We start from the raw sequence: 20,648 nt of genomic DNA, 5'->3' as shown, positions 1-20,648 counted from the left end.
CTCCCCCTCGTTTTGTGAACGTTTTCATCGAAACATTCTTTTTGATCTTATTCATTGACCAGAAGAAAAAACACCCACCTTTTTATGTTGTGGATGTTTTTTCAGATTTCTCATATTTCATCGCATAAATGCCTTCATTTTCAATCCATTCACAAAATAGAACGTCTCGATAGGAAGAAATGTGCTGCTTTTTTAATTGCTCAATCAGCCATGACTCGTCAAATCCAGCTTCCTGTAAGTCTTTTTTTAAAATTTCCCCATCGATAATAAACGTTCTAGGCAATTTGACTTCTTTTCCTTTCACGTTCACATCTTCTGCTGTGGCTGGTGCGTATTTCATTTTCGGTAGCACGCTGACTGACCCGTCCGTTTCTAAAATGGCAAATTCAATTTCATTAAGGGCAAAATGGCCCTTCGCTCGAATAAGTGTCTGCAGCTGATTTAAATCAAGCATATTCTTCTTCAAGCGATTGTAGCGAATTTTTCCCTTATCAATCACAAGTGTTGGTCTTCCTTCTAAAAGAGCACGAATCGATTTAAATCTTTGCGAAAGCCATTCAACTGTGTAAATCAAAACGCCCCATACCGCAACAGCAAAAAGAATGTGCTGAATGCTGACTTTTGGATCAAAGATGGCGTTTCCGACCATTTCCCCTAATATCAGCGCAGAAATAAAATCAAATGGCGTGATTTGTGCAAATTGTGTTTTCCCTAATAATTTTGTAATAGAAAATAAGGCGAAAAATCCGATCAATAGTTCAATCAAAATGTTAAAAAACGGCACAAGCTTACCTTCCTTTCTTACTGCATTTATCTACAGCATGTACATGTATGGTAGGATCTAAACCGCTTACAAAGGCAGCAAAATAAAAACGTCGTCTTCCTCAACCAATGTTTCATACGTTTTGACGCACCCGTGATCTGGTGCTTGAACATTACCTGATGAAAGATGGATTTTCCAATCAGCGTTCTTTTAGCTGTATCTCCACTAGAGCGGGAAAAAGTGATAGTAAATCAAACCATATCTGAATCATAAAAAGCCATGATCACTATTGGATCATGGCTTTTCTATATATCATAAACACCCTTTGTTTGACCTATTTTGGCAGAACCGAACTCCCCATTAAATAACGGTCTACCTCGTGTGCCACTTGTCTGCCTTCGTTAATTGCCCAAACAATCAGACTTTGGCCGCGTCTTGCATCTCCCGCTGCAAATACGCCTTCTACATTTGTTGTATATTCCCCATACTTTGCGTCAATGCGATTGTTTTTGCTGTCCACACCAAAGTGTTTCACTAGTGGCTGTTCAGTTCCCTCAAAACCAATTGCAATAAAGACAAGCTGAGCAGGCCATACCTTCTCTGTTCCTGGAATCTCATGAAATTCAAACTTCCCATGTTCGTTTTTCACCTTTTCCATTTGAATGGTATGAAGCTCTTTTAATTTCCCGTTTTTATCTGCCACAATCTTTGTGGTTTGAATCGAATATTGACGTGGGTCTTCTCCGAATTTTGCTTGTGCTTCTTCATAAGCATAATCGAGTGAGAAGACATAAGGATGCTCTGGCCACATGTTATCCCCTACACGTGTATCTGGAAGCTTTGGATGCTTTCCGAATTGAACAACACTTTTTGCTTTTTGGCGAAGCGCAGTTGCTACGCAGTCAGCACCTGTATCTCCTCCGCCAATGACAATCACGTCTTTTCCTTTTGCATCAATGAAATTTTTATCTTTAAATCCTGAATCAAGCATGCTTTTTGTTGCGAGTGTTAAATAATCCATCGCCAGGTGAATCCCTTTTGCTTCACGGCCTTCGATTAATAGGTCGCGCTGCTTTTGTGCACCTGTACAGAGGATAACCGCATCAAATTGCTCTTTTAGCTCATCGGCAGTGATATCCACGCCAATTTCTGTGTTCGTGACAAAGTCAATGCCTTCTTGTCTCAAAAGTTTCACTCTGCGCTCAACGACTTCTTTGTCCAGCTTCATATTCGGAATGCCATAGGTGAGCAGTCCGCCAAGTCGATCAGATCGTTCAAACACGGTCACGGCGTGTCCTGCTTGGTTTAATTGATCAGCACTTGCAAGTCCTGCTGGCCCTGAACCGACAATGGCAATCTTTTTCCCTGAACGGCTTGAAGGAATTCTTGGTGTAATCCATCCATTCTCAAAACCTTTATCAATGATCGTGCGTTCGATATTTTTAATCGAAACAGCTGGATCATTGATGGCGACTGTACATGAGCCTTCGCAAGGCGCTGGACATACTCTACCAGTAAATTCAGGAAAATTGTTCGTTTTTTGCAGTCTTTCGAGCGCTTCTTTCCATCTCCCGCGATAGACAAGGTCATTCCACTCTGGAATTAAATTGTAGATCGGGCAGCCAGACACGCCGCCCCTGATTTCCATCCCAATTTGACAAAACGGTGTTCCGCAATCCATACATCTAGCGCCCTGCTTTTTCAATACCTCATCTGTATAAGGAGCTGAATATTCTTTCCAGTCATTTTGACGAGTGAGAGGGTCACGTTCATTTGGCTTTTCTCTTTGATAATCCATAAAACCTGTTGCTTTGCCCATTGTCCTCTCCCCTTTCTTAATGAGCGAGGGCTGCTTTTTGCCCGTTTGCCGTTTCTTTATTTTTCGGTTTTGTATTTGCTTCAAAAGCGAACATCACTGCTTCTTCATGACTGAGACCCGCTTGTTTTTGTTCTTCAATGCTTTGAAGCATCATTTTGTAATTTCTCGGAATGATCTTAATGAATTGATCTTTTTCTTGCGCCCAGTTTTCTAGAAGTACTGATGCTTTTGAGCTGTTTGTATAATCAAGATGCTCCTTAATCATTTGCTTTACTTCTAGTTCTTCTTCATGATCTGTAAGCTTTTCAAACATGATCATTTCCATGTTGCACATTCTTTTGAACTGCTTTGCATCCGATGTATGCACGTAAGCCACACCGCCAGACATGCCTGCGCCAAAGTTTTTCCCGACGTCCCCTAAAATCACAACACGTCCGCCAGTCATATACTCACAGCCGTGATCGCCGATTCCTTCAACGACCACATGTACCCCAGAATTACGAACGGCAAAACGCTCACCAGCACGCCCGTTAATATAAGCCTTTCCGCTTGTTGCACCATAGAATGCGACGTTTCCGACAATCACGTTTTCATGTCCATTTTGCACAAAGTGGTCAGAGGTTTTGACAGCAATTTTGCCTCCAGAGAGTCCTTTGCCGATATAGTCATTTGAGTCACCTGTTAAATATAAGGACATACCCTTTGGCACAAATGCGCCGAAGCTTTGTCCAGCTGAACCAGTGAAACGCAGTGTAATCGTATCCTCTGGCAATCCTTCTTCCCCGTAGCGCTTAGACACTTCACTGCCAGTAATTGTTCCGGCCACACGGTTGATGTTGCGGATGTTCAGAGATAGATCCACCGGTGTTTGATGATTCAGCGCTTCCTGTACATAAGGGAGGATCTCATTCATATCAAGTGATTCATCAATTTTATGATTTTGCGGTGTTCTGAACATTCGCGGCCCTTCTGGTTGATAAAGCAGTGTTTCGAGGTCTAGCTGTCCTGCTTTCCAGTGAGATTTTGCTCGTTCACTGACCGCTAAAACGTCTGTGCGTCCAATTAGTTCATCCATTGATCTAAAGCCAAGTTCAGCTAAGATTTCTCTTACTTCCTCTGCAATATACATCATGAAGTTCACGATGTGATCAGGGTTACCCATGAATTTTTTACGAAGCTCTGGATTTTGTGTCGCAACACCGACCGGGCAAGTATCTAAATGGCATGCTCTCATCATCACGCAGCCTAAAACGACTAGTGGAGCTGTCGCAAAGCCGTATTCTTCTGCTCCTAAAATCGCAGCCATGACAACATCGCGGCCTGTCATTAACTTTCCGTCAGTTTCAAGAACGACTCTCTCGCGAAGACCGTTTAAGACAAGGGTTTGATGTGCCTCTGCCAAACCGAGCTCCCAAGGAAGTCCTGTATGTTTAATACTTGTTTTCGGCGATGCCCCTGTGCCGCCATCGTATCCGCTGATCACAATGACATCGGCAGTACCTTTTGCTACACCTGCTGCAATGGTGCCAACGCCAGCTTTAGACACAAGCTTGACACTGATGCGTGCGTCACGGTTCGCATTTTTCAAATCATGGATCAACTGAGCCAAATCCTCGATGGAATAAATATCATGATGCGGAGGTGGTGAAATAAGGCCAACACCCGGCGTAGAACCACGTACATCTGCGACCCAAGGATACACTTTATTTCCTGGAAGCTGACCGCCTTCTCCAGGCTTTGCGCCTTGCGCCATTTTAATTTGCAGTTCATCTGCATTCACCAAATAATGACTTTTGACACCAAAACGGCCTGAAGCAATTTGTTTAATCGCACTTCTGCGATCATCGCCGCGTTCATCTACTGTAAAGCGAGCAGGATCTTCTCCGCCTTCTCCGCTGTTACTTTTACCGCCAATTCGGTTCATCGCAATGGCAAGTGCCTCATGTGCTTCCTTACTTAATGAACCAAATGACATCGCACCCGTCTTAAAGCGGCGCACAATGGATTGAGCAGATTCAACCTCTTCAAGAGAAACTGGCTTTTGTTTCGGATGAAAAGCGAATAGATTTCTAAGGAAGCCCATTCTTTCTTCATCTGCTGCCTTCGTATATTGCTTAAATAGATCATAATCTTCGTTGCGGCAAGCCCACTGAAGGGTATGAATTGTTTTTGGGTTAAAGGCATGATGCTCTCCGTTTTTTCTCCACTGGAATTCACTGCCTGATTCGAGTGTTTGGTCAGTAGCTGCCTGATATCCTGCTTCATGCCGAAGCTTTGCCTCACTAGCAATGGTGTCAAGATCAATTCCGCCAAGCTGCGATGCTGTTCCTGTGAAATACGTCTGAATGACATCTTCACTAATGCCGACTGCTTCAAAGATTTGCGCCCCTCTATAACTTTGCACAGTGGAAATACCCACTTTAGACATGACTTTGACGACACCCTCGGTCACGCTTTTGCCAAACTTTGTGACAGCTTCATCAAAGCTGATAGAGATGGCTTCTTCTGCAATAAGCTGTTTGTACGTTTCATAGACGAGATATGGGTGAATCGCATCTGCTCCGTAGCCAATGAGTGCTGCAAAATGATGGACTTCTCTTACTTCTCCAGATTCGACGATCAGACTCACCTTTGTTCGTAAGCCTTGACGCACCAGATGCTGGTGAAGTGCACTTAACGCAAGAAGTGGTGGAATCGGCACTTTTTCTTCCGTCATTTCACGATCTGAAAGAATGAATAAAGATACGCCCGCGCGAATGGCTTTTTCCGCCTCTTCAAACATCGCATCCAGCCCGCGCTTGAGATCACCGGTGAAAAGTGTATGAATCGTTTTGCTTTTAAAGGCATTATGAACAATCGTTTTCAAGCCGTTAAATTGCCCGCTCGTTAAGACTGGTGTATAAAGTTTAATTCTTCGGCATGAATATTCATTCGGGTGTAAAATATCTCCCTCGGCACCTAACCAAGTCATGGTCGATGTGACAAGCTGCTCACGAATCGCATCAATCGGCGGATTCGTTACTTGTGCAAACAGCTGCTTGAAATAATTAAAGAGAGACTGTGCACGATCTGATAAAACAGCAAGCGGTGTGTCACTTCCCATTGAACCGATTGGGTCCTTGCCTTCCTCTAGTAACGGAATTAAATATTTTTGAATATCTTCGTACGTATAATGGAAAGCACGCTGACGTGTCAATAAATCATCGATTATACTAGAATTTTCTGAATTTTCTTCAGAGCGATTGACGTGGACCATTTCTTCATCGAGCCACTTTTGATAAGGAAGCTCATTCGCAATCGTCGACTTCACTTCTTCATCAGAAATAATTCTTCCTTCTTCTAAATCGATTAACAGCATTTTCCCTGGCTCAAGACGGTCTTTATATTTGACATCTTCTTCATTTGTGTCGATCACGCCGACTTCAGAAGAGAAAATGATATGATCGTCTTTTGTGACATAATATCTTGCCGGTCTTAATCCGTTTCGGTCTAAGATGGCCCCGATTTGTTTACCGTCAGTAAAGGAAATCGCTGTTGGTCCATCCCATGGCTCCATGAGAGAACTATGGTATTCATAAAATGCCCGCTTCTCTTTTGACATGTGCGTATTTTCAGTCCACGGCTCAGGAATGAGCATCATGGCTGTATGAGCAGGTGTACGGCCTGCAAGTACAAAGAATTCAAAGGCATTGTCTAAAATGGATGAATCACTTCCGTCTGCATTCAGCACTGGCAAAATCTTGTCTAGATCTTCTCCGAAGGCTTCAGACACGAATTGTTGTTCTCTCGCTCTCATCCAATTGATGTTTCCTCTTAATGTGTTGATTTCTCCGTTGTGAATTAAGTAACGGTTTGGATGGGCTCTCTCCCATGTAGGGAATGTATTTGTACTAAATCTTGAATGAACAAGCGAAAATGCAGAAACAAATGTTTCATCCTGGAGATCAAGATAAAAAGTATCGACTTGATCTGACGTTAAAAGCCCTTTATATACAATGGTTTGACTGGATAGACTGACAAAGTAAAATTGTTTTTCCTCTGCTGTTCCCCAGTTTTCAGCCTGTTTACGAATGACATATAATTTTCTTTCAAATGACAAACGATCTGTTACGTTGTCGTTTGCCCCGATAAAGACTTGCCTGACAACCGGACAGCTCTTCGCTGCAACAGTACCAATTTTCCCAGCATCGACAGGAACCGTTCTCCAGCCAATTAATGTTTGACCTTCTTGTTTAATGAATCCGTTGATTTTCTGTTCGATGGCTTGACGCGTTTTTTCATCATCATCTTTTGAAAAGAAGACCATTCCTACCCCGTAACGGCCCTTTTCAGGAAGTACAAATTCTTTGCAGTTCTTTCTAAAGAAAGCGTCTGGCAGCTGTACCATTAAGCCAGCACCATCACCTGTATACGGATCACTGCCTTGCCCGCCGCGGTGATCAAGCTGGCACAGCATTTGCAATCCCTTTTTGACGATGCTATGTGTCGCCTCCCCTTTTAAATGGGCGTACAGTCCGATTCCACATGCATCATGTTCAAATTCTGGACGGTAGAGACCTTGTGGTTGTGGTAATTGATTATAAGTCATCGTTTCTCTCCCCCGTTTAAAAGATCCGTTTTTTCACAGTAATAAAATCTCACAAACTCTGTAACTTATTTTAAGTTTTCAAATTAATATAAACAATATATAATTTAGATCAAAACAATCTCTTTTTGAGATGGATGGGTGTGAAGTGCAAAAATGGAGCTTCGTCAGTTACGTTATTTTGTAGAAGTTGCGGACCGTGAACACGTGTCAGAAGCGGCTGAAAACTTACATGTTGCTCAATCTGCCATCAGCCGGCAGATTGCCAATTTAGAAGAAGAGCTTGGAGTAGCTTTATTCGAACGAGAAGGACGAAATATTAAATTAACGAAGATCGGCAGACAATTTTTAGAGCATGTCAGAACGGCACTAAAGGCCATCGATTACGCGAAGGAGCAAGTCGATGAATACTTAGACCCGCACAAAGGAACGGTAAATATTGGCTTCCCTACAAGTCTAGCAAGCCAAGTTCTTCCTTCTGTCATATCCGCATTTAAGCAGGAATATCCAGAGGTCGATTTTTTACTTCGTCAAGGATCGTATAAATTTCTCATTGAAGCTGTCAAAAATCGAGATATTGATCTCGCTTTTTTAGGACCCGTACCGACAAACGATACTCAAATAGAAGGAAATATTTTGTTTTCAGAAAGCATTTATGCCCTTTTGCCTATTAGCCACCCCTTTAGCGGACAAAGGAGTATTCATTTAAGTGATTTAAGAAAGGATCATTTCGTTTTATTTCCTGAAGGATATGTGCTGAGACAAATTGCGGTCGATGCTTGCAAGCAGGCAGGCTATGAGCCAACCATTTCATCTGAAGGAGAAGATTTGGATGCTATTAAAGGTCTCGTGTCAGCTGGTATGGGCGTTACCTTATTACCCGAAAGTGCCTTTTATGAAACAACACCACGATTTACAGTGAAAATTCCGATCGACTTTCCGCAAGTGAGAAGAACCGTTGGAATTATCGCGTCTAAGACACGAGAGATGTCTCCATCTGCACATGATTTCTATGTGTTTGTGAAGGATTTCTTTTCTAAAATTGAACAATATAAATAATTCATTAAAAAAAGACATTTCATTTGTAGAAATAATCCCTCTTTGTATATGATGGGTTACAGAACAACAGACTATATGGAAGAAAGGTATTCGTATGAAATCAATTTTATCGTTTTTAAAGCCATATCGGCTATCCGTTGTGTCCATTGTCCTCCTGACTTTTTTAAGCAGTATGCTCCAGCTATATTTACCGACTTTGACGGCAGATATCGTAGATGTCGGGATCGTACAAGGAGATATCGCTTACATCTGGAAGGTTGGCGGCTGGATGGTTGCCTGTTCTTTACTTGCCATATTGCTCACGATTTGGAAGTCCTACCTGTCATCAAAGACTGCACTTGGCTTCGGCCGTGATATGAGAAGGCAGCTGTTCGTTCATGTCGAACAATTTTCACTAGAAGAATTTCAAAAGATCGGGACGTCTTCATTTGTTACAAGATCAACAAATGACGTGAAGCAAGTCCAAGATGTAACGATCATGATCTTACAAATGATGACGAGAGCCCCTCTCATGCTCGTGGGTGGAATTATTTTGGCTGTTTCTAGAGATGCCGTCCTGTCTCTGATCTTTTTAGCAGCCCTTCCCCTGCTTGGCGGATTTATCTATTTTGTTTCAAGAAAAGCTATACCGCTATTCGGCCAGCTTCAGAAAAAAACAGACCGTCTGAATTTAATTATGAGAGAGTCTCTTTCAGGCATCCGGGTCATTCGAGCTTTTAACCGTGTCGATGATGAAAAGGAACGTTTTCAAGAAGCCAACACATCCTATAAAGATACTGGCCTTAAGGTCAACAGATTAATGGCATACTTGTTTCCATTTATGCTCATCATTATGAATTTCACGAATATTGGCATTGTCTGGCTTGGTGCAAACCGGATTGATGCCGGAGAGATGGAAGTCGGGAATCTCATTGCCTTCATTCAATATGCGATGATGATTTTAATGGCTCTCATCATGCTATCAATGAGCTTTATTATGGTCCCAAGAGCACAGGCATCAGCTAAACGTATGAACGAAGTGTTAAACATGGAACCGAAAATTAAAGACAAAGAAGAATCTATTACTAAGCTTCATCAACCCGCACAATCCATTCGCTTTGAGGATGTTTCATTTTATTACTCAAATGCTGAGAAACCGGCCGTTCAACAAATTACGTTTGAAGCGAAAACTGGTGAAACAACTGCCATTATCGGCAGTACAGGCTCAGGAAAAACGACTCTCCTCCAGCTGATGACGCGCTTTTACGAAGCGACAGAAGGACGGATTACACTAGATGGTGTAGATATCAGAGAGCTGCCCCAGCAGAAACTGAGAGGTCAGATAGGCTATGTCGCTCAAAAAGCCGTTTTGTTCAGCGGAAGTATTGCCGATAATGTGCGCTTTGGCCGGCACGATGCGAGTGATGAAGACATTTGGCAGGCGCTGCGAACCGCACAGGCTGAGGAATTTGTTTTGCAGAAAGATGGCGGAATCGATGCTGAGATTGACCAAGGTGGATCAAATCTCTCTGGTGGTCAAAAGCAGCGGCTTTCCATTGCAAGAGCACTAGTGAGAAAACCCTCATTCTATCTGTTTGACGATAGCTTCTCTGCACTTGATTACAAAACGGACGCAAAGCTTCGGGCAGCATTAGAAGTTGAAAAAGAGCATGCAGCCCTTATCATTGTCGCCCAAAGAATCAGTACAGTGAAGCATAGCGATAAAATCATTGTGCTAGATGAAGGAAAAATCGCAGGTATCGGAACACATGAACAATTACTAAAGGACAATCTTGTATATCAAGAGATTGTCGCATCACAGGAAGGTCAGGAGGTGGAGCAAGGATGAGTAAGAAAATGTCTTCTGGAATGGGCCATAAAGGCGGTCACCCTAGAGGGCCGGTCGCAAAACCGAAGGAATTTAAAAAAACACTTCTTCGTTTGACTGGCTATTTAAAACCAAGGAAATTTCAGCTGATTATTGTACTGATTGCAGCGATCGGTTCAACCGTCTTTAGCGTGATTAGTCCTAAACTACTTGGGGATGCCACCTCTTCCCTATTTGAAAGCTTTACACAAGGAACAGCCGTTCAATTTGATGTCATTTCACGCATTTTATTGCTGCTTGTCCTGTTATACGTCGTTTCCTCTCTTTTTTCATTCGTTCAGCAATACGTGATGGCAGGTGTTTCCCAAGAGACCATTGCTGAATTACGGCAAGAAGCAAATGACAAGCTCACACGTGTTCCCCTTCGTTATTTTGATAAAACAACCCACGGGGACACGCTGAGCCGTGTGATGAACGATATCGATAATATTAATACGTCACTTCAGCAGGCACTCACCCAGGTGATTACATCTGTGATTACGGTCATTGGGATTGTCGTCATGATGCTTTTCATTAGTCCGCTACTCACCTTGCTTGTTTGTTTAACACTACCACTTAGTCTATTTGCGATTCGTGGCATCACGTCATTTTCTCAAAAGCATTTTAAGGCGCAGCAAAAAGAGCTCGGTATGATCAATGGACATATTAATGAAATGTTCACAGGACATCAGACCGTTCGTGCGTATGGCTATGAAAAGAAAGCGATCGATACATTTGATCAATTAAACGAAAAGCTGTATGAATCATCAAGAAAGGCCCAGTTTATTTCCGGTTTAATGATGCCGATGATGACCTTTATCGGGAACCTTGGCTATGTGGCAGTAAGTGTAGCCGGCGGTATTCTTGTCATTAACGGGAATATTCGTGTTGGGGATGTGCAGGCATTTATCCAATACACGCAGCAATTGTCTCAGCCGCTTGTGCAAGCATCAAGTGTCGCAAACTTAGTTCAATCTGCGATCGCTTCTGCTGAAAGGGTCTTTGAAATCCTGGATGAGGAAGAAGAAAGTACCGAAGAGGATGCGGCGATTGATCTTGAATCACTTTCAGGAGATGTGACCTTTGAACAAGTTCAATTCGGATATGAGAAAGATCATCCGATTATTAAAGATTTGAGTTTACATGTCCAGGAAGGACAAACGGTTGCCATTGTCGGGCCAACAGGCGCGGGAAAAACAACCATCATCAATCTATTAATGCGCTTTTATGAATTAGATCAAGGCTCCATTCACATTGGCGGCGTCAAAACAACTGATCTCAGCCGTCAGCAAGTACGTGACTTATTTGCGATGGTTCTTCAGGATACGTGGCTTTTTGAAGGGACGATTTACGACAATATTGCATATGGCAGGCAGCATGTCTCAAAAGAGGATGTCATCAAAGCCGCAAAGCATGCCTATGCAGATGATTTCATCCGCACGCTTCCAGACGGATATGACACGCTCTTAACAGAAGATGCAGGTAACCTGTCACAAGGTCAGCGTCAGCTGTTAACCATCGCCCGTGCGATTTTATCTGATCCGAAGATTTTGATATTAGATGAAGCGACGAGTAGTGTGGATACGCGGACAGAGATGCACATTCAAAAAGCGATGAATGAACTGATGAAAGGCAGAACGAGCTTCGTCATTGCACACAGACTTTCGACGATCAAGGATGCCGACCTCATTTTAGTCATGAAAGATGGCACCATCATTGAAAAAGGAACTCACAGTGAACTTTTGAAAGAAAAAGGCTTTTATGCTGACTTATACATGAGTCAATTTACCGACCATCAAGTGGGTTAAAATCAAAAAAGAGGATAGTCAGCATGGAAAATGCGTGTCTATCCTCTTTTTCATTTCTTAATCTGCTCGCTTTTTCACTTTTACACTAAGTTTTGTCATATATTCTGCTTCATTTTTAGACATGAGCGAATGAAGCAAATATTCCTCAAATACATCTCCATCCAGCACCATGTCCTCTTTCTCGATGTCAGCTAACAGACGTGAATAGGCTGATTCTAGCTCTTCATATGTTCCTTGATCATACATGACCGCATAGAGGCCGGCAGGTTTTTGGACTGCACCTGGTCCTTCCATTCGACAAAACAGCACATCTGACTGATGAAAGTTACGCTGAAGGAACTGCTCCTTTTTTAAAACAGAACCATTTGCCGCAGCGCCTTTAATGCCAATTTCCTTTAGAAATTCTCCTACAATTCGAGATATTTCTTCTGTGGGCGTGTTCAAATCAATCGGATGTGATGCACTAAGTATGACCGGTTCTTCTGGCAGTTCTTGAAACAAGACCTCCCCTGTTTTCACAGATGATAATTCATTCGTCGTCTCAATCACGCGCAAAAGAAAAGACTGGATATCCTGAAGTTTTTCAATCTCCTGCTTGACCTTCTCTACTTGTTCGGTCGCAAGGCTTTGAAGTCTGTCCCGGGAAGGCTCTGTGAAGTATTGTTTTAACTCTTTAATAGGAAATTGAACAGCACGAAGGGACTGAATCGCAATAAAGTGATCAAATTGTTCGAGAGTATAGTAACGGTACCCATTTTCATGGACCCCAGCCGGCTTAAACAAATTGATTTTATCATAATAAAGCAGCGTATCTTTCTTCACATCGAATAGCTTTGCAAATTCCCCAGTGAGAAATGTTTTTTGAACATCATTGATCATCTACATGTCTCCTCTCTTGACCATGGAGTTACTCCATCCTTTATCATAACATGTAGCAACACCACATACGTGGAGAAAGGATATAAAAATGAACAAAATATCTCAACACCAAGTCACATTATCACTTGCACATAAAGAGGACTTCCCTTCTATGAAAAAAGAATTACAGGAGGCTTTTACAGCTGGCGTAATCGAGGCATTTGGCGATGCACAAGGTGGACCGATTCCTCCAGATGAAGCAATTGATGAATCTTTTCATGCGGCCGGGGCCCTTATTTATCATATTTTGCTAAATGGTGAAAAAGCTGGAGGTGTAGTATTAAAAATCAACCCACAAACAGATCACAATTCGGTGGACTTACTTTACATCTCTTCATCATCACACAGCCGGGGCATTGGTCAGGCTGCATGGAAAGCGATTGAGGCTCAATATCCAGAAACCAAAGTATGGGAGGTTGTGACCCCTTATTTTGAAAAACGGAACATTCATTTTTATGTCAATAAATGTGGGTTTCAAATTGTAGAGTTCTATCACTTACATCATCCAGACCCGAACTTTCCTCGTACTAGTGATAAAGAAAATGACTCTTTAGCACCTGAGACATTTGAGTTTTTTAAATTTGAGAAAGTCATGAAAAAAGACTGTTCAAATGAATGAAAGCATTGAACCTATTAAAAAAACTCCCTATACGAGGGAGTTTCAGATTGTTGACAAAGGGCTAAAATGTTTTTTTTGCCCTTTGTCTTCTTTATAAAGAAGGTCGTGTTTTTAACAATGATTCTCAGCTTCTAATCTGACCATCACCAGACAGAAGCAGCTTAGTTGTCGTAAGTGCAGGAAGCCCCATTGGCCCTCTTGCATGCAGTTTTTGAGTGGAGATGCCTATTTCAGCCCCATATCCAAGTGCGCCGCCGTCTGTAAAACGAGTGGATGCGTTATGATAAACCGCAGCCGCATCTACTTCGTTTAGAAACGTCAGTGCATTTTTTTCATCTTCTGTCACGATGGCTTCTGAATGTTTTGTGCCGTACTGGTCAATATGGTCAATCGCTTCCTCGATTGAATCCACTACTTTTATCGCAAGATCAAGACTTAAATACTCATCTGTCCAATCCACTTCCTCAGCAGGAACCGCATTTGAAAAGAAAGATTGTGCTTCCTGATCGCCATGTACAGTGACTTGATGGTGAAGTAGTGCTTCGTTCAATGCTGCGCCATTCTCTTTCAGCCAATCACGATGAATGAGGAGTGTCTCAAGTGCATTACAAACAGCTGGACGATTCGTTTTCGCATTGATGACAATCTCAATGGCCTTATCGATATTCGCTGTTTGATCAATAAAAACATGGCAGTTCCCTGTTCCAGTTTCAAGGACTGGGATGGTTGATTCTTCAACAACTGTTTTGATTAAAGAAGCCCCTCCTCTAGGAATTAACACATCGATCCATTCCTTTAGATGAAATATCGCTTGAACAGATGAACGGTCTGTTTGTTCAATAAATTGGACCGCATCACGAGGGATCTTTGTATGATCTAATGCTTCATGAATAACGCTTACGATGGCTTTGTTGGAAGAAATAGCGGAGGAACCGCCTTTTAAAATCACTGAATTACCCGCCTTGAGGGCAAGTCCTGCTGCATCGACAGTGACATTCGGTCTCGCTTCATAGATCATACCGATCACGCCGAGCGGTACTCTTCGGCTTTTCACATGTAAGCCGTTTTCAAGAGTCCATTCATCCAATATTTCTCCAACAGGATCTGTTAATCTCGTCACAAGGCGCAAACTTTCTGCAAACTCATGAATTCTCTCCTCATTTAACATTAATCGATCCATCAATGCCTCAGAGAAGCCCTTTTCTTTTCCTGCGTCTAAATCCTTTTGATTCTCCTGTAAAATGAAGCTGCTTTGCTGTTCTAACGCTTCAGCTATTTTAAGCAGCGCCTCATTCTTTTCCTCTGTTTGAAGTAAACCTAGTTTTTTTGATACGTACTTTGCTTTTTTCGCTTTTTCTTTGACCGATGTGACAACTTCAGCTGTCAGTGTCATGAAATTCCTCCCTTTTGGTTAGCAAACTGGTATAGATAAATCTAAATGACAAACAAATGCTTCAAGATCGACGACATGAACAACTTCATCTTGTAACAAGCCACTGTTTAGCGCAAGTTCGTCAGACGTATAATTCACAATGCCAAGCCCTATTTCTCTTCTATCTTGATCTAAAATACGGACAACATCGCCTTTTTTAAACGAACCTTTCACATCTACAATGCCATCAGAATCAAGGCTTTTCTCACGGTGCATGAGGTCCTCCTGTGTTTTCTCTTGAACAACGATCTCGCCTTTTGGTCCAGAATGAAAGGCAATCCACTGCTTCTTATAATTCAGCGGCGCTACATTTTCATCAGCTGTAAAATATGTGCCGTCCTCTGTGCCATTGATCGCTTTGTCTAAAATGTGAGGCGTATCCGCTTTTCCTAGAAAGCCATTTATGCCTGCGGCCATTGATATTTTAAAGGCGTCGAGCTTCGATTTCATTCCGCCTGTTCCAACGCTGCTCCCTGCATCTCCAGCAGCTGCTTCGATGTCTTCAGTAATTTCTGTGACTTCGAGAATTCTCTTCGCATTTGGGTTTGTATGCGGGTTATCTTCATACAAGCCATCAATATCAGATAAAATGGCAAGAAAATCAGCATCAATCAGTCCTGCTACTTTTGCAGACAATGTATCATTATCTCCGAACTTCAACCGATTGATCGTCACTGTATCATTTTCATTGATAATCGGGATGATGCCTCTATCTAATAACACATTCATAGTGTTTCGCACATTTTGATAGCGCGTTTCATCTGAAAAATCACTTCTTGTGATTAGTAGCTGTGAGGCAATATAACCGTGCGATAAAAATAAAGTAGAATATGATTCCATTAAAAGCCCTTGCCCTATGGAGGCAGATGCCTGCTTTTCTGGTAGTGTTTTGGGTCTATCGATAAATCCTAGTTTTCGGTAACCAGCTGCAACCGCACCTGATGAAACCAAAATGACTTCGTGTCCTTCATCTTTCAGTTTCACAATTTGATTGACGAGGTTTTCTAGTTTTTTTAAACTAATCTCACCTTGAAAGCTAGTAAGAGAGCTGCTTCCGATTTTTACAACAATTCGTTTTCTCTCTTTATCTGCGTACACCTTATCACTCCTGTATTGAGGCTCTATTTATATCGTTACTTTTTGTTTTTGCTGTTCGCTTATCTCTTTTGATCGATTGGCGGCATGTTTGACGGCCTGCTTGATCGCTTCTCCCCCGCCAAAATCATCTAATGCATTCAGTCCTGCTGCAGTTGTTCCATTCGGTGACGTGATTTTTTCTCTTAGGACAGAAGGGTTTTCAGCTGTTTCTTGCAGCATTTTCGCTGCACCAAGTAGTGTCTGTGCACCGATTTGGCGAGACATTTCCTTTGATAAACCTGCTTCTTCTCCTGCTTCTTCGATTCTTTCCATTAAGAAATAAAAATAAGCTGGCCCGCTTCCGGCAATTCCTGTGAAAATATCCATTTGCTCTTCCTGAATGGTATAGACTTCTCCCATTTCAGATAAAAGGGCCTGACTCATACTTACATGTTCTTTTTTCACATAACGTCCTGCAGATAAAGCGGTCGCTGACGCCCCGATCGTACTTGACGTATTTGGCATCACCCTCATGACGGGCTGCCCTTCATGTAGCATGTCTTCAATATACGATTGTTTAACACCTGCAAGTACAGACAAGATGAGCTGATCTGGCTGAATATGAGATTTTAATGATTCTAGTGCTGTTTCAGCATCCTTTGGCTTCATGCCCAGGATCAAGATATCCATTTCTTCAAAAGGAAATGAATCCATTGTGGCTGTTTGTATCCCGTATCGTTTCGTTAGTTCATTCAATCGAAGTTGATTTTTTCTGTTTGTTGCGTAAATTTGGCCTAGCGGCATCTGTCCTGATCGCACAATACCTGCAATCATTCCTTCTGCCATAGAACCTGCTCCAATGAAAGCAACTTTCTTTTGATCAATGATATTGATCCTCTCCCTTGTTCGCTTTTTGTTCGTGTTTTTCGCACGTTAGTTATCGTAACATGATGAGAAATCGTGTCAAGAAAGAGCCGGCGCTTTTCAAAAGTCCCGAATGCACGGTGAACAGCTTGCTGTATGTATGTTAGCCGCGTTTTTTCAAATCAGTAATTTAGACCAAAAGAACTATATGGATTTGAATCATAGTACCCTTTCGTTCGACTGAATTCACCACTTTATTTTTGGTTTCGGTGACTTCAATTCTATTTTTTAGGAAGCGCTATCATTTTTGGTGACTTTCTATTTTCCTATACGATGAATGTGCTTGAATATTTCGATTAGACTATTGACATATTTTAGAAAACATGTCCGTTGAAATCAACTTTTTGTGGTGATACGGTGAAAGGGAAATCATGCGAAAAAGGAGCGTTCATAATGAAAGTGAAAGAAAACTACGTCAATGTCATTCCAATGAAAGAAATCCGATCCACTGATGACCTTCTTTTCCCGTTCCCTATTTATAATGATTTACGTGCGCACGGTGATATTAGATACGATGAGACAAGAAAGTGCTGGGATCTCTTTCGATATGCTGATATCCAGTCCGTTCTTAGGCAGCCAAAAGTGTTCTCATCACAGCGAGGAAGAAGCACGTCTAAAACGAGTATTTTAACAATGGACCCTCCAAAACATACAAAGATGAGAGCACTCGTGAATAAAGCATTCACGCCAAAAGCGATCAAGCAATTAGAAGATAAGATCAAAGACCTGACACATGATCTGTTAAAACAAGTCAAGGATCAACGTACATTTGATATGGTTCAAGATCTAGCAGCTCCCCTGCCTGTGATGATCATCGCTGAGCTACTCGGTGCAGAGGTAAAGGACAGAGAGCTGATTAAAAAACACTCTGATGCTCTTGTGGCAGGTGCTAAGGATGATTCAGAAGAAGCCATTCAGACTGTTGTAGAGATGCAGAAACGCGCAGAAGAAGAGCTGTCCGTTTATTTTGCTCATTTGATCCAAAAACGAAAAGAAACGCCTGCTGATGATTTGATTTCTCTTCTCATTCAAGCAGAAATCGATGGTGAGCGTTTAACAGAAAATGAACTGCTTGGCTTTTGTATTCTATTACTCGTTGCAGGTAATGAGACAACGACCAATTTAATCACAAATGCAGTGCGACTGCTTACAGAGCAGCCACATATCGCCGAATCAGTGCGGCAAGATCCTTCTCTTATTCCTCAATTAACAGAGGAAACATTACGCTATTATCCGCCTGTTCAAGCAATTGGGCGAATTGCAGCAGAGGATGTTGAGATCGCAGGCTCACGTATTGAAAAAGGAGACTATCTCATTACCTGGGTGGCTTCTGCGAATCGTGATGAACGGAAGTTCGAAGACCCTGATACGTTCCGCCTTGACCGGAAATCAAATCCTCATATGAGCTTTGGTTTTGGTATTCACTTTTGTCTTGGGGCCCCACTTGCCCGGCTTGAGAGCAATATTGCGCTTGACATATTGCTGAATACGTTTCAGGAGATCACCTGTGCAGCAGATAAGCTAAAACCGATTCAAAGCACCTTTGTTTTTGGGGTAAAAGAATTTCCAGTACAGGTCACTCGTTTTTAAAAGTCCCTTTTAAGGGGCTTTTTTTCATTTTCTTCAATTTATCATCTCTTCCTTACCTTCCATCTCTGAACATGCTAAAATATAGTCCATACAAAGCGATAACGGAATGCAGAAAGGAAGCCAAAAACTTATGACCGATTATACAGCAATGAAAGACGGAATATTCAAATCAGTTTGTTCGTTAGATTGCCCGGATCAGTGCGGTCTTTTAATACATAAAGAAAACGGAAAGATCGTGAAAGTTCAGGGAGATCCAGACCATCCCGTGACACAAGGAAACATATGCAACAAAGTGCGGAATGTCACAGCCCGCTTATATGATGAAAAACGATTGACGACTCCTTTAAAACGTATTGGTCGAAAAGGAGATGGTCAGTTTGAGCCCATTACGTGGGATGAAGCCATTGAAACCATTCGGCAAAAATGGACAAAGCTGATAGAAGAAAAAGGTTCAGAAAGTATTTTACCTTACAGCTTCTATGGAAACATGGGCAATCTGAATGCAGAAGGAATGGACCGACGCTTTTTCTATCGCCTTGGTTCAAGTCAGTTGGATCGAACCATCTGTCAGTCAGCCGGAACGACTGGCTATAAATATACAATGGGCGCAAGCATTGGGACAGATCCAGAAGACACCATTCATACGAAACTATTTATCTTTTGGGGCATTAATGCTGTGTCGACCAATATGCACCAAATTACCTTGGCACAAAAAGCTCGAAAGCAAGGGGCAAAGATTGTTGTCATTGATGTTCACAAAAATCAAACCGGCCGGATGGCTGATTGGTTCATCCCGCTTCGACCTGGCACTGACAGTGCACTTGCCCTTGGCATCATGCATGTCCTTTTTGAAGAGGATCGTACAGATGCTTCATTTTTAGAGACTTACACAGTCGGCCATAAAGAGCTGCGCGAGCATGTGAAGCAGTATGATCCAGAAACTGTTGAGCACATCACGGGTGTCCCTAAAAACGATATCATCACACTTGCGAGAATGTATGCCGAAACATCGCCCTCTCTGATTCGCATTGGCAATGGTTTGCAGCATCATGATAATGGAGGAATGAGTATACGAACCATCGCCTGCCTCCCTGCCCTGACTGGTCAATGGCTGCACAAAGGCGGCGGTGCGATGAAATCGAACTCTTCTTTTCTCAGCTATAATGAAACAGCTCTTCAGCGGCCGGATCTATTAAAGGAACGCACGCCTAGAACATTTAATATGAATCAGCTAGGTAGTGTGCTGACGAATGCAAAGCCTTCCGTAGATTCACTCTTTGTCTACTCTTGCAACCCAGCCGTCGTAACACCTGAAGCAAATAAAGTCAGAGAAGGTTTGCTGAGAGAGGACTTATTTACAGTTGTTCATGACTTGTTCCTTACAGAGACAGCCACATATGCAGATATTGTCCTGCCGGCGACATCTGCCTTTGAAAACGAGGATTTCTATACATCGTACTGGCATCATTATATTCAAATTCAAGAGCCAGTCATTGAACGCTATGGAGAAAGCAAATCCAACACTGAAGTATTTCGCCTTTTGGCTCATGCCATGGGCTTTGAAGATGAAGCCTTCCGCGAAACAGATTCGGAACTCATGAAACAAGCCCTTCATCACCCGGAAAACCCGCATTATGAAGACATTTCATATGAAGCATTAAAAGAGAAAAATTGGATCAAAGCTAAACGAGGGGCTTTCCAGGACTTAAAGCTTCCTACCCCAAGCGGGAAAATTGAGCTTTACTCTGAACAAATGAAGCAAGACGGATATCCAGCACTACCAACCTATGTACCCCTTTATCAGGAAAGTGAGTATCCGCTTACCTTTATACCGGGGCCGAACCATAATTTTCTTAATTCCACCTTCTCACTTCATGAAAAGCATCAAAAGCTTGAGAAATTTCCGAAGCTTCACATGAATGAACAAGATGCAAAGGAAAGAAAAATTGAAGATGGTGACATGGTGCGTGTGCTGAATGATCGAGGAGAATGTGAGCTTGTCGTTTCAGTCGGTCACAATGTGTTATCTGGTGTTGTGGTCAGTCAAGGGTTATGGGCAGATCAAAAAGGCAAAAAGCATTTGGTCAATGGGTTAACACCTGATCGTTTGGCAGATATGGGCGGCGGCGCCACGTTCTTTTCTGGAAGAGTTGAGGTTGAAAAATTATCATAGGAAGGGGAAAAAGCCAGCAACGAGACTGCTGGCTT

Annotated in this window: 13 protein-coding genes and 1 pseudogene; 6 read left to right on the top strand and 8 right to left on the bottom strand. The window is 42.3% G+C overall.

The window, feature by feature from the left end; genetic code table 11:
• Positions 1 to 82 precede the first annotated feature (82 nt).
• The 4 genes and pseudogenes from BA70_RS05710 to gltB all read right to left on the bottom strand — a co-directional run bounded on the left by BA70_RS05710 (position 83) and on the right by gltB (position 7,170).
• Positions 83 to 784, bottom strand: a complete 702-nt coding sequence (locus tag BA70_RS05710; protein WP_034319358.1) for a DUF421 domain-containing protein — start codon at positions 782 to 784, stop codon at positions 83 to 85.
• A gap of 66 nt (positions 785 to 850) precedes the next feature.
• Positions 851 to 964: pseudogene (locus BA70_RS20505) on the bottom strand (nitrite reductase small subunit NirD); the annotation flags it as partial.
• 133 nt (positions 965 to 1,097) lie between these two features.
• Positions 1,098 to 2,582, bottom strand: coding sequence for a glutamate synthase small subunit (gene gltD, locus BA70_RS05705; RefSeq protein WP_034319356.1), 1,485 nt, complete (start codon positions 2,580 to 2,582; stop codon positions 1,098 to 1,100).
• A 16-nt stretch (positions 2,583 to 2,598) separates the two neighbouring features.
• Entirely contained in the window at positions 2,599 to 7,170 is a 4,572-nt protein-coding gene (gene gltB / locus BA70_RS05700; protein ID WP_034319353.1) for a glutamate synthase large subunit, read from the bottom strand.
• 153 nt (positions 7,171 to 7,323) lie between these two features.
• Between gltB and gltC the strand changes: the two genes are divergently transcribed.
• From gltC to BA70_RS05685, 3 genes are all read left to right on the top strand, one after another.
• Complete coding sequence (gltC, locus tag BA70_RS05695) at positions 7,324 to 8,226, top strand: glutamate biosynthesis transcriptional regulator GltC (RefSeq protein WP_034319350.1); 903 nt, start codon at positions 7,324 to 7,326, stop codon at positions 8,224 to 8,226.
• A gap of 94 nt (positions 8,227 to 8,320) precedes the next feature.
• Entirely contained in the window at positions 8,321 to 10,054 is a 1,734-nt protein-coding gene (locus BA70_RS05690; protein ID WP_034319347.1) for an ABC transporter ATP-binding protein, read from the top strand.
• The gene (locus BA70_RS05685) at positions 10,051 to 11,880 is read left to right on the top strand and encodes an ABC transporter ATP-binding protein (RefSeq protein WP_034319344.1); all 1,830 of its coding nucleotides are present in this window, start codon (positions 10,051 to 10,053) and stop codon (positions 11,878 to 11,880) included. The genes BA70_RS05690 and BA70_RS05685 overlap by 4 nt, the downstream gene beginning before the upstream one ends.
• Positions 11,881 to 11,937: 57 nt before the next feature.
• Here BA70_RS05685 and BA70_RS05680 read toward each other — a convergent pair whose 3' ends face one another.
• The gene (locus BA70_RS05680) at positions 11,938 to 12,759 is read right to left on the bottom strand and encodes a MerR family transcriptional regulator (protein ID WP_034319341.1); all 822 of its coding nucleotides are present in this window, start codon (positions 12,757 to 12,759) and stop codon (positions 11,938 to 11,940) included.
• An 88-nt stretch (positions 12,760 to 12,847) separates the two neighbouring features.
• Here BA70_RS05680 and BA70_RS05675 point away from each other — a divergent pair, with 88 nt between their 5' ends.
• Positions 12,848 to 13,417, top strand: coding sequence for a GNAT family N-acetyltransferase (locus BA70_RS05675; protein WP_034319339.1), 570 nt, complete (start codon positions 12,848 to 12,850; stop codon positions 13,415 to 13,417).
• Positions 13,418 to 13,541: 124 nt separating this feature from the next.
• Here BA70_RS05675 and BA70_RS05670 read toward each other — a convergent pair whose 3' ends face one another.
• From BA70_RS05670 to proC, 3 genes are read right to left on the bottom strand one after another with little or no spacing between them, the layout of a single operon-like run.
• Entirely contained in the window at positions 13,542 to 14,810 is a 1,269-nt protein-coding gene (locus tag BA70_RS05670) for a glutamate-5-semialdehyde dehydrogenase (RefSeq protein ID WP_034319336.1), read from the bottom strand.
• 18 nt (positions 14,811 to 14,828) lie between these two features.
• Complete coding sequence (proB, locus tag BA70_RS05665; protein ID WP_034319333.1) at positions 14,829 to 15,947, bottom strand: glutamate 5-kinase; 1,119 nt, start codon at positions 15,945 to 15,947, stop codon at positions 14,829 to 14,831.
• A 27-nt stretch (positions 15,948 to 15,974) separates the two neighbouring features.
• Positions 15,975 to 16,772 carry a pyrroline-5-carboxylate reductase gene (proC, locus tag BA70_RS05660; RefSeq protein ID WP_034319330.1) on the bottom strand — a complete coding sequence of 266 codons (798 nt, stop codon included), beginning with the start codon at positions 16,770 to 16,772 and terminating at the stop codon, positions 15,975 to 15,977.
• Between the two features lie 471 nt (positions 16,773 to 17,243).
• Between proC and BA70_RS05655 the strand changes: the two genes are divergently transcribed.
• Positions 17,244 to 18,440, top strand: a complete 1,197-nt coding sequence (locus tag BA70_RS05655; RefSeq protein WP_034319327.1) for a cytochrome P450 — start codon at positions 17,244 to 17,246, stop codon at positions 18,438 to 18,440.
• Positions 18,441 to 18,570: 130 nt separating this feature from the next.
• On the top strand, positions 18,571 to 20,613 hold the full coding sequence (locus BA70_RS05650) for a molybdopterin oxidoreductase family protein (protein WP_034319324.1): 2,043 nt from the start codon (positions 18,571 to 18,573) through the stop codon (positions 20,611 to 20,613).
• The last annotated feature ends 35 nt before the right edge of the window (positions 20,614 to 20,648 follow it).

Source organism: Bacillus zhangzhouensis (assembly GCF_000715205.1).
In the GTDB taxonomy this organism is placed as follows: Bacteria; Bacillota; Bacilli; order Bacillales; family Bacillaceae; genus Bacillus; species Bacillus zhangzhouensis.
The sequence above is the reverse complement of the archived record's forward strand: the minus strand, read 5'-3'. Positions and strand labels throughout refer to the sequence as shown.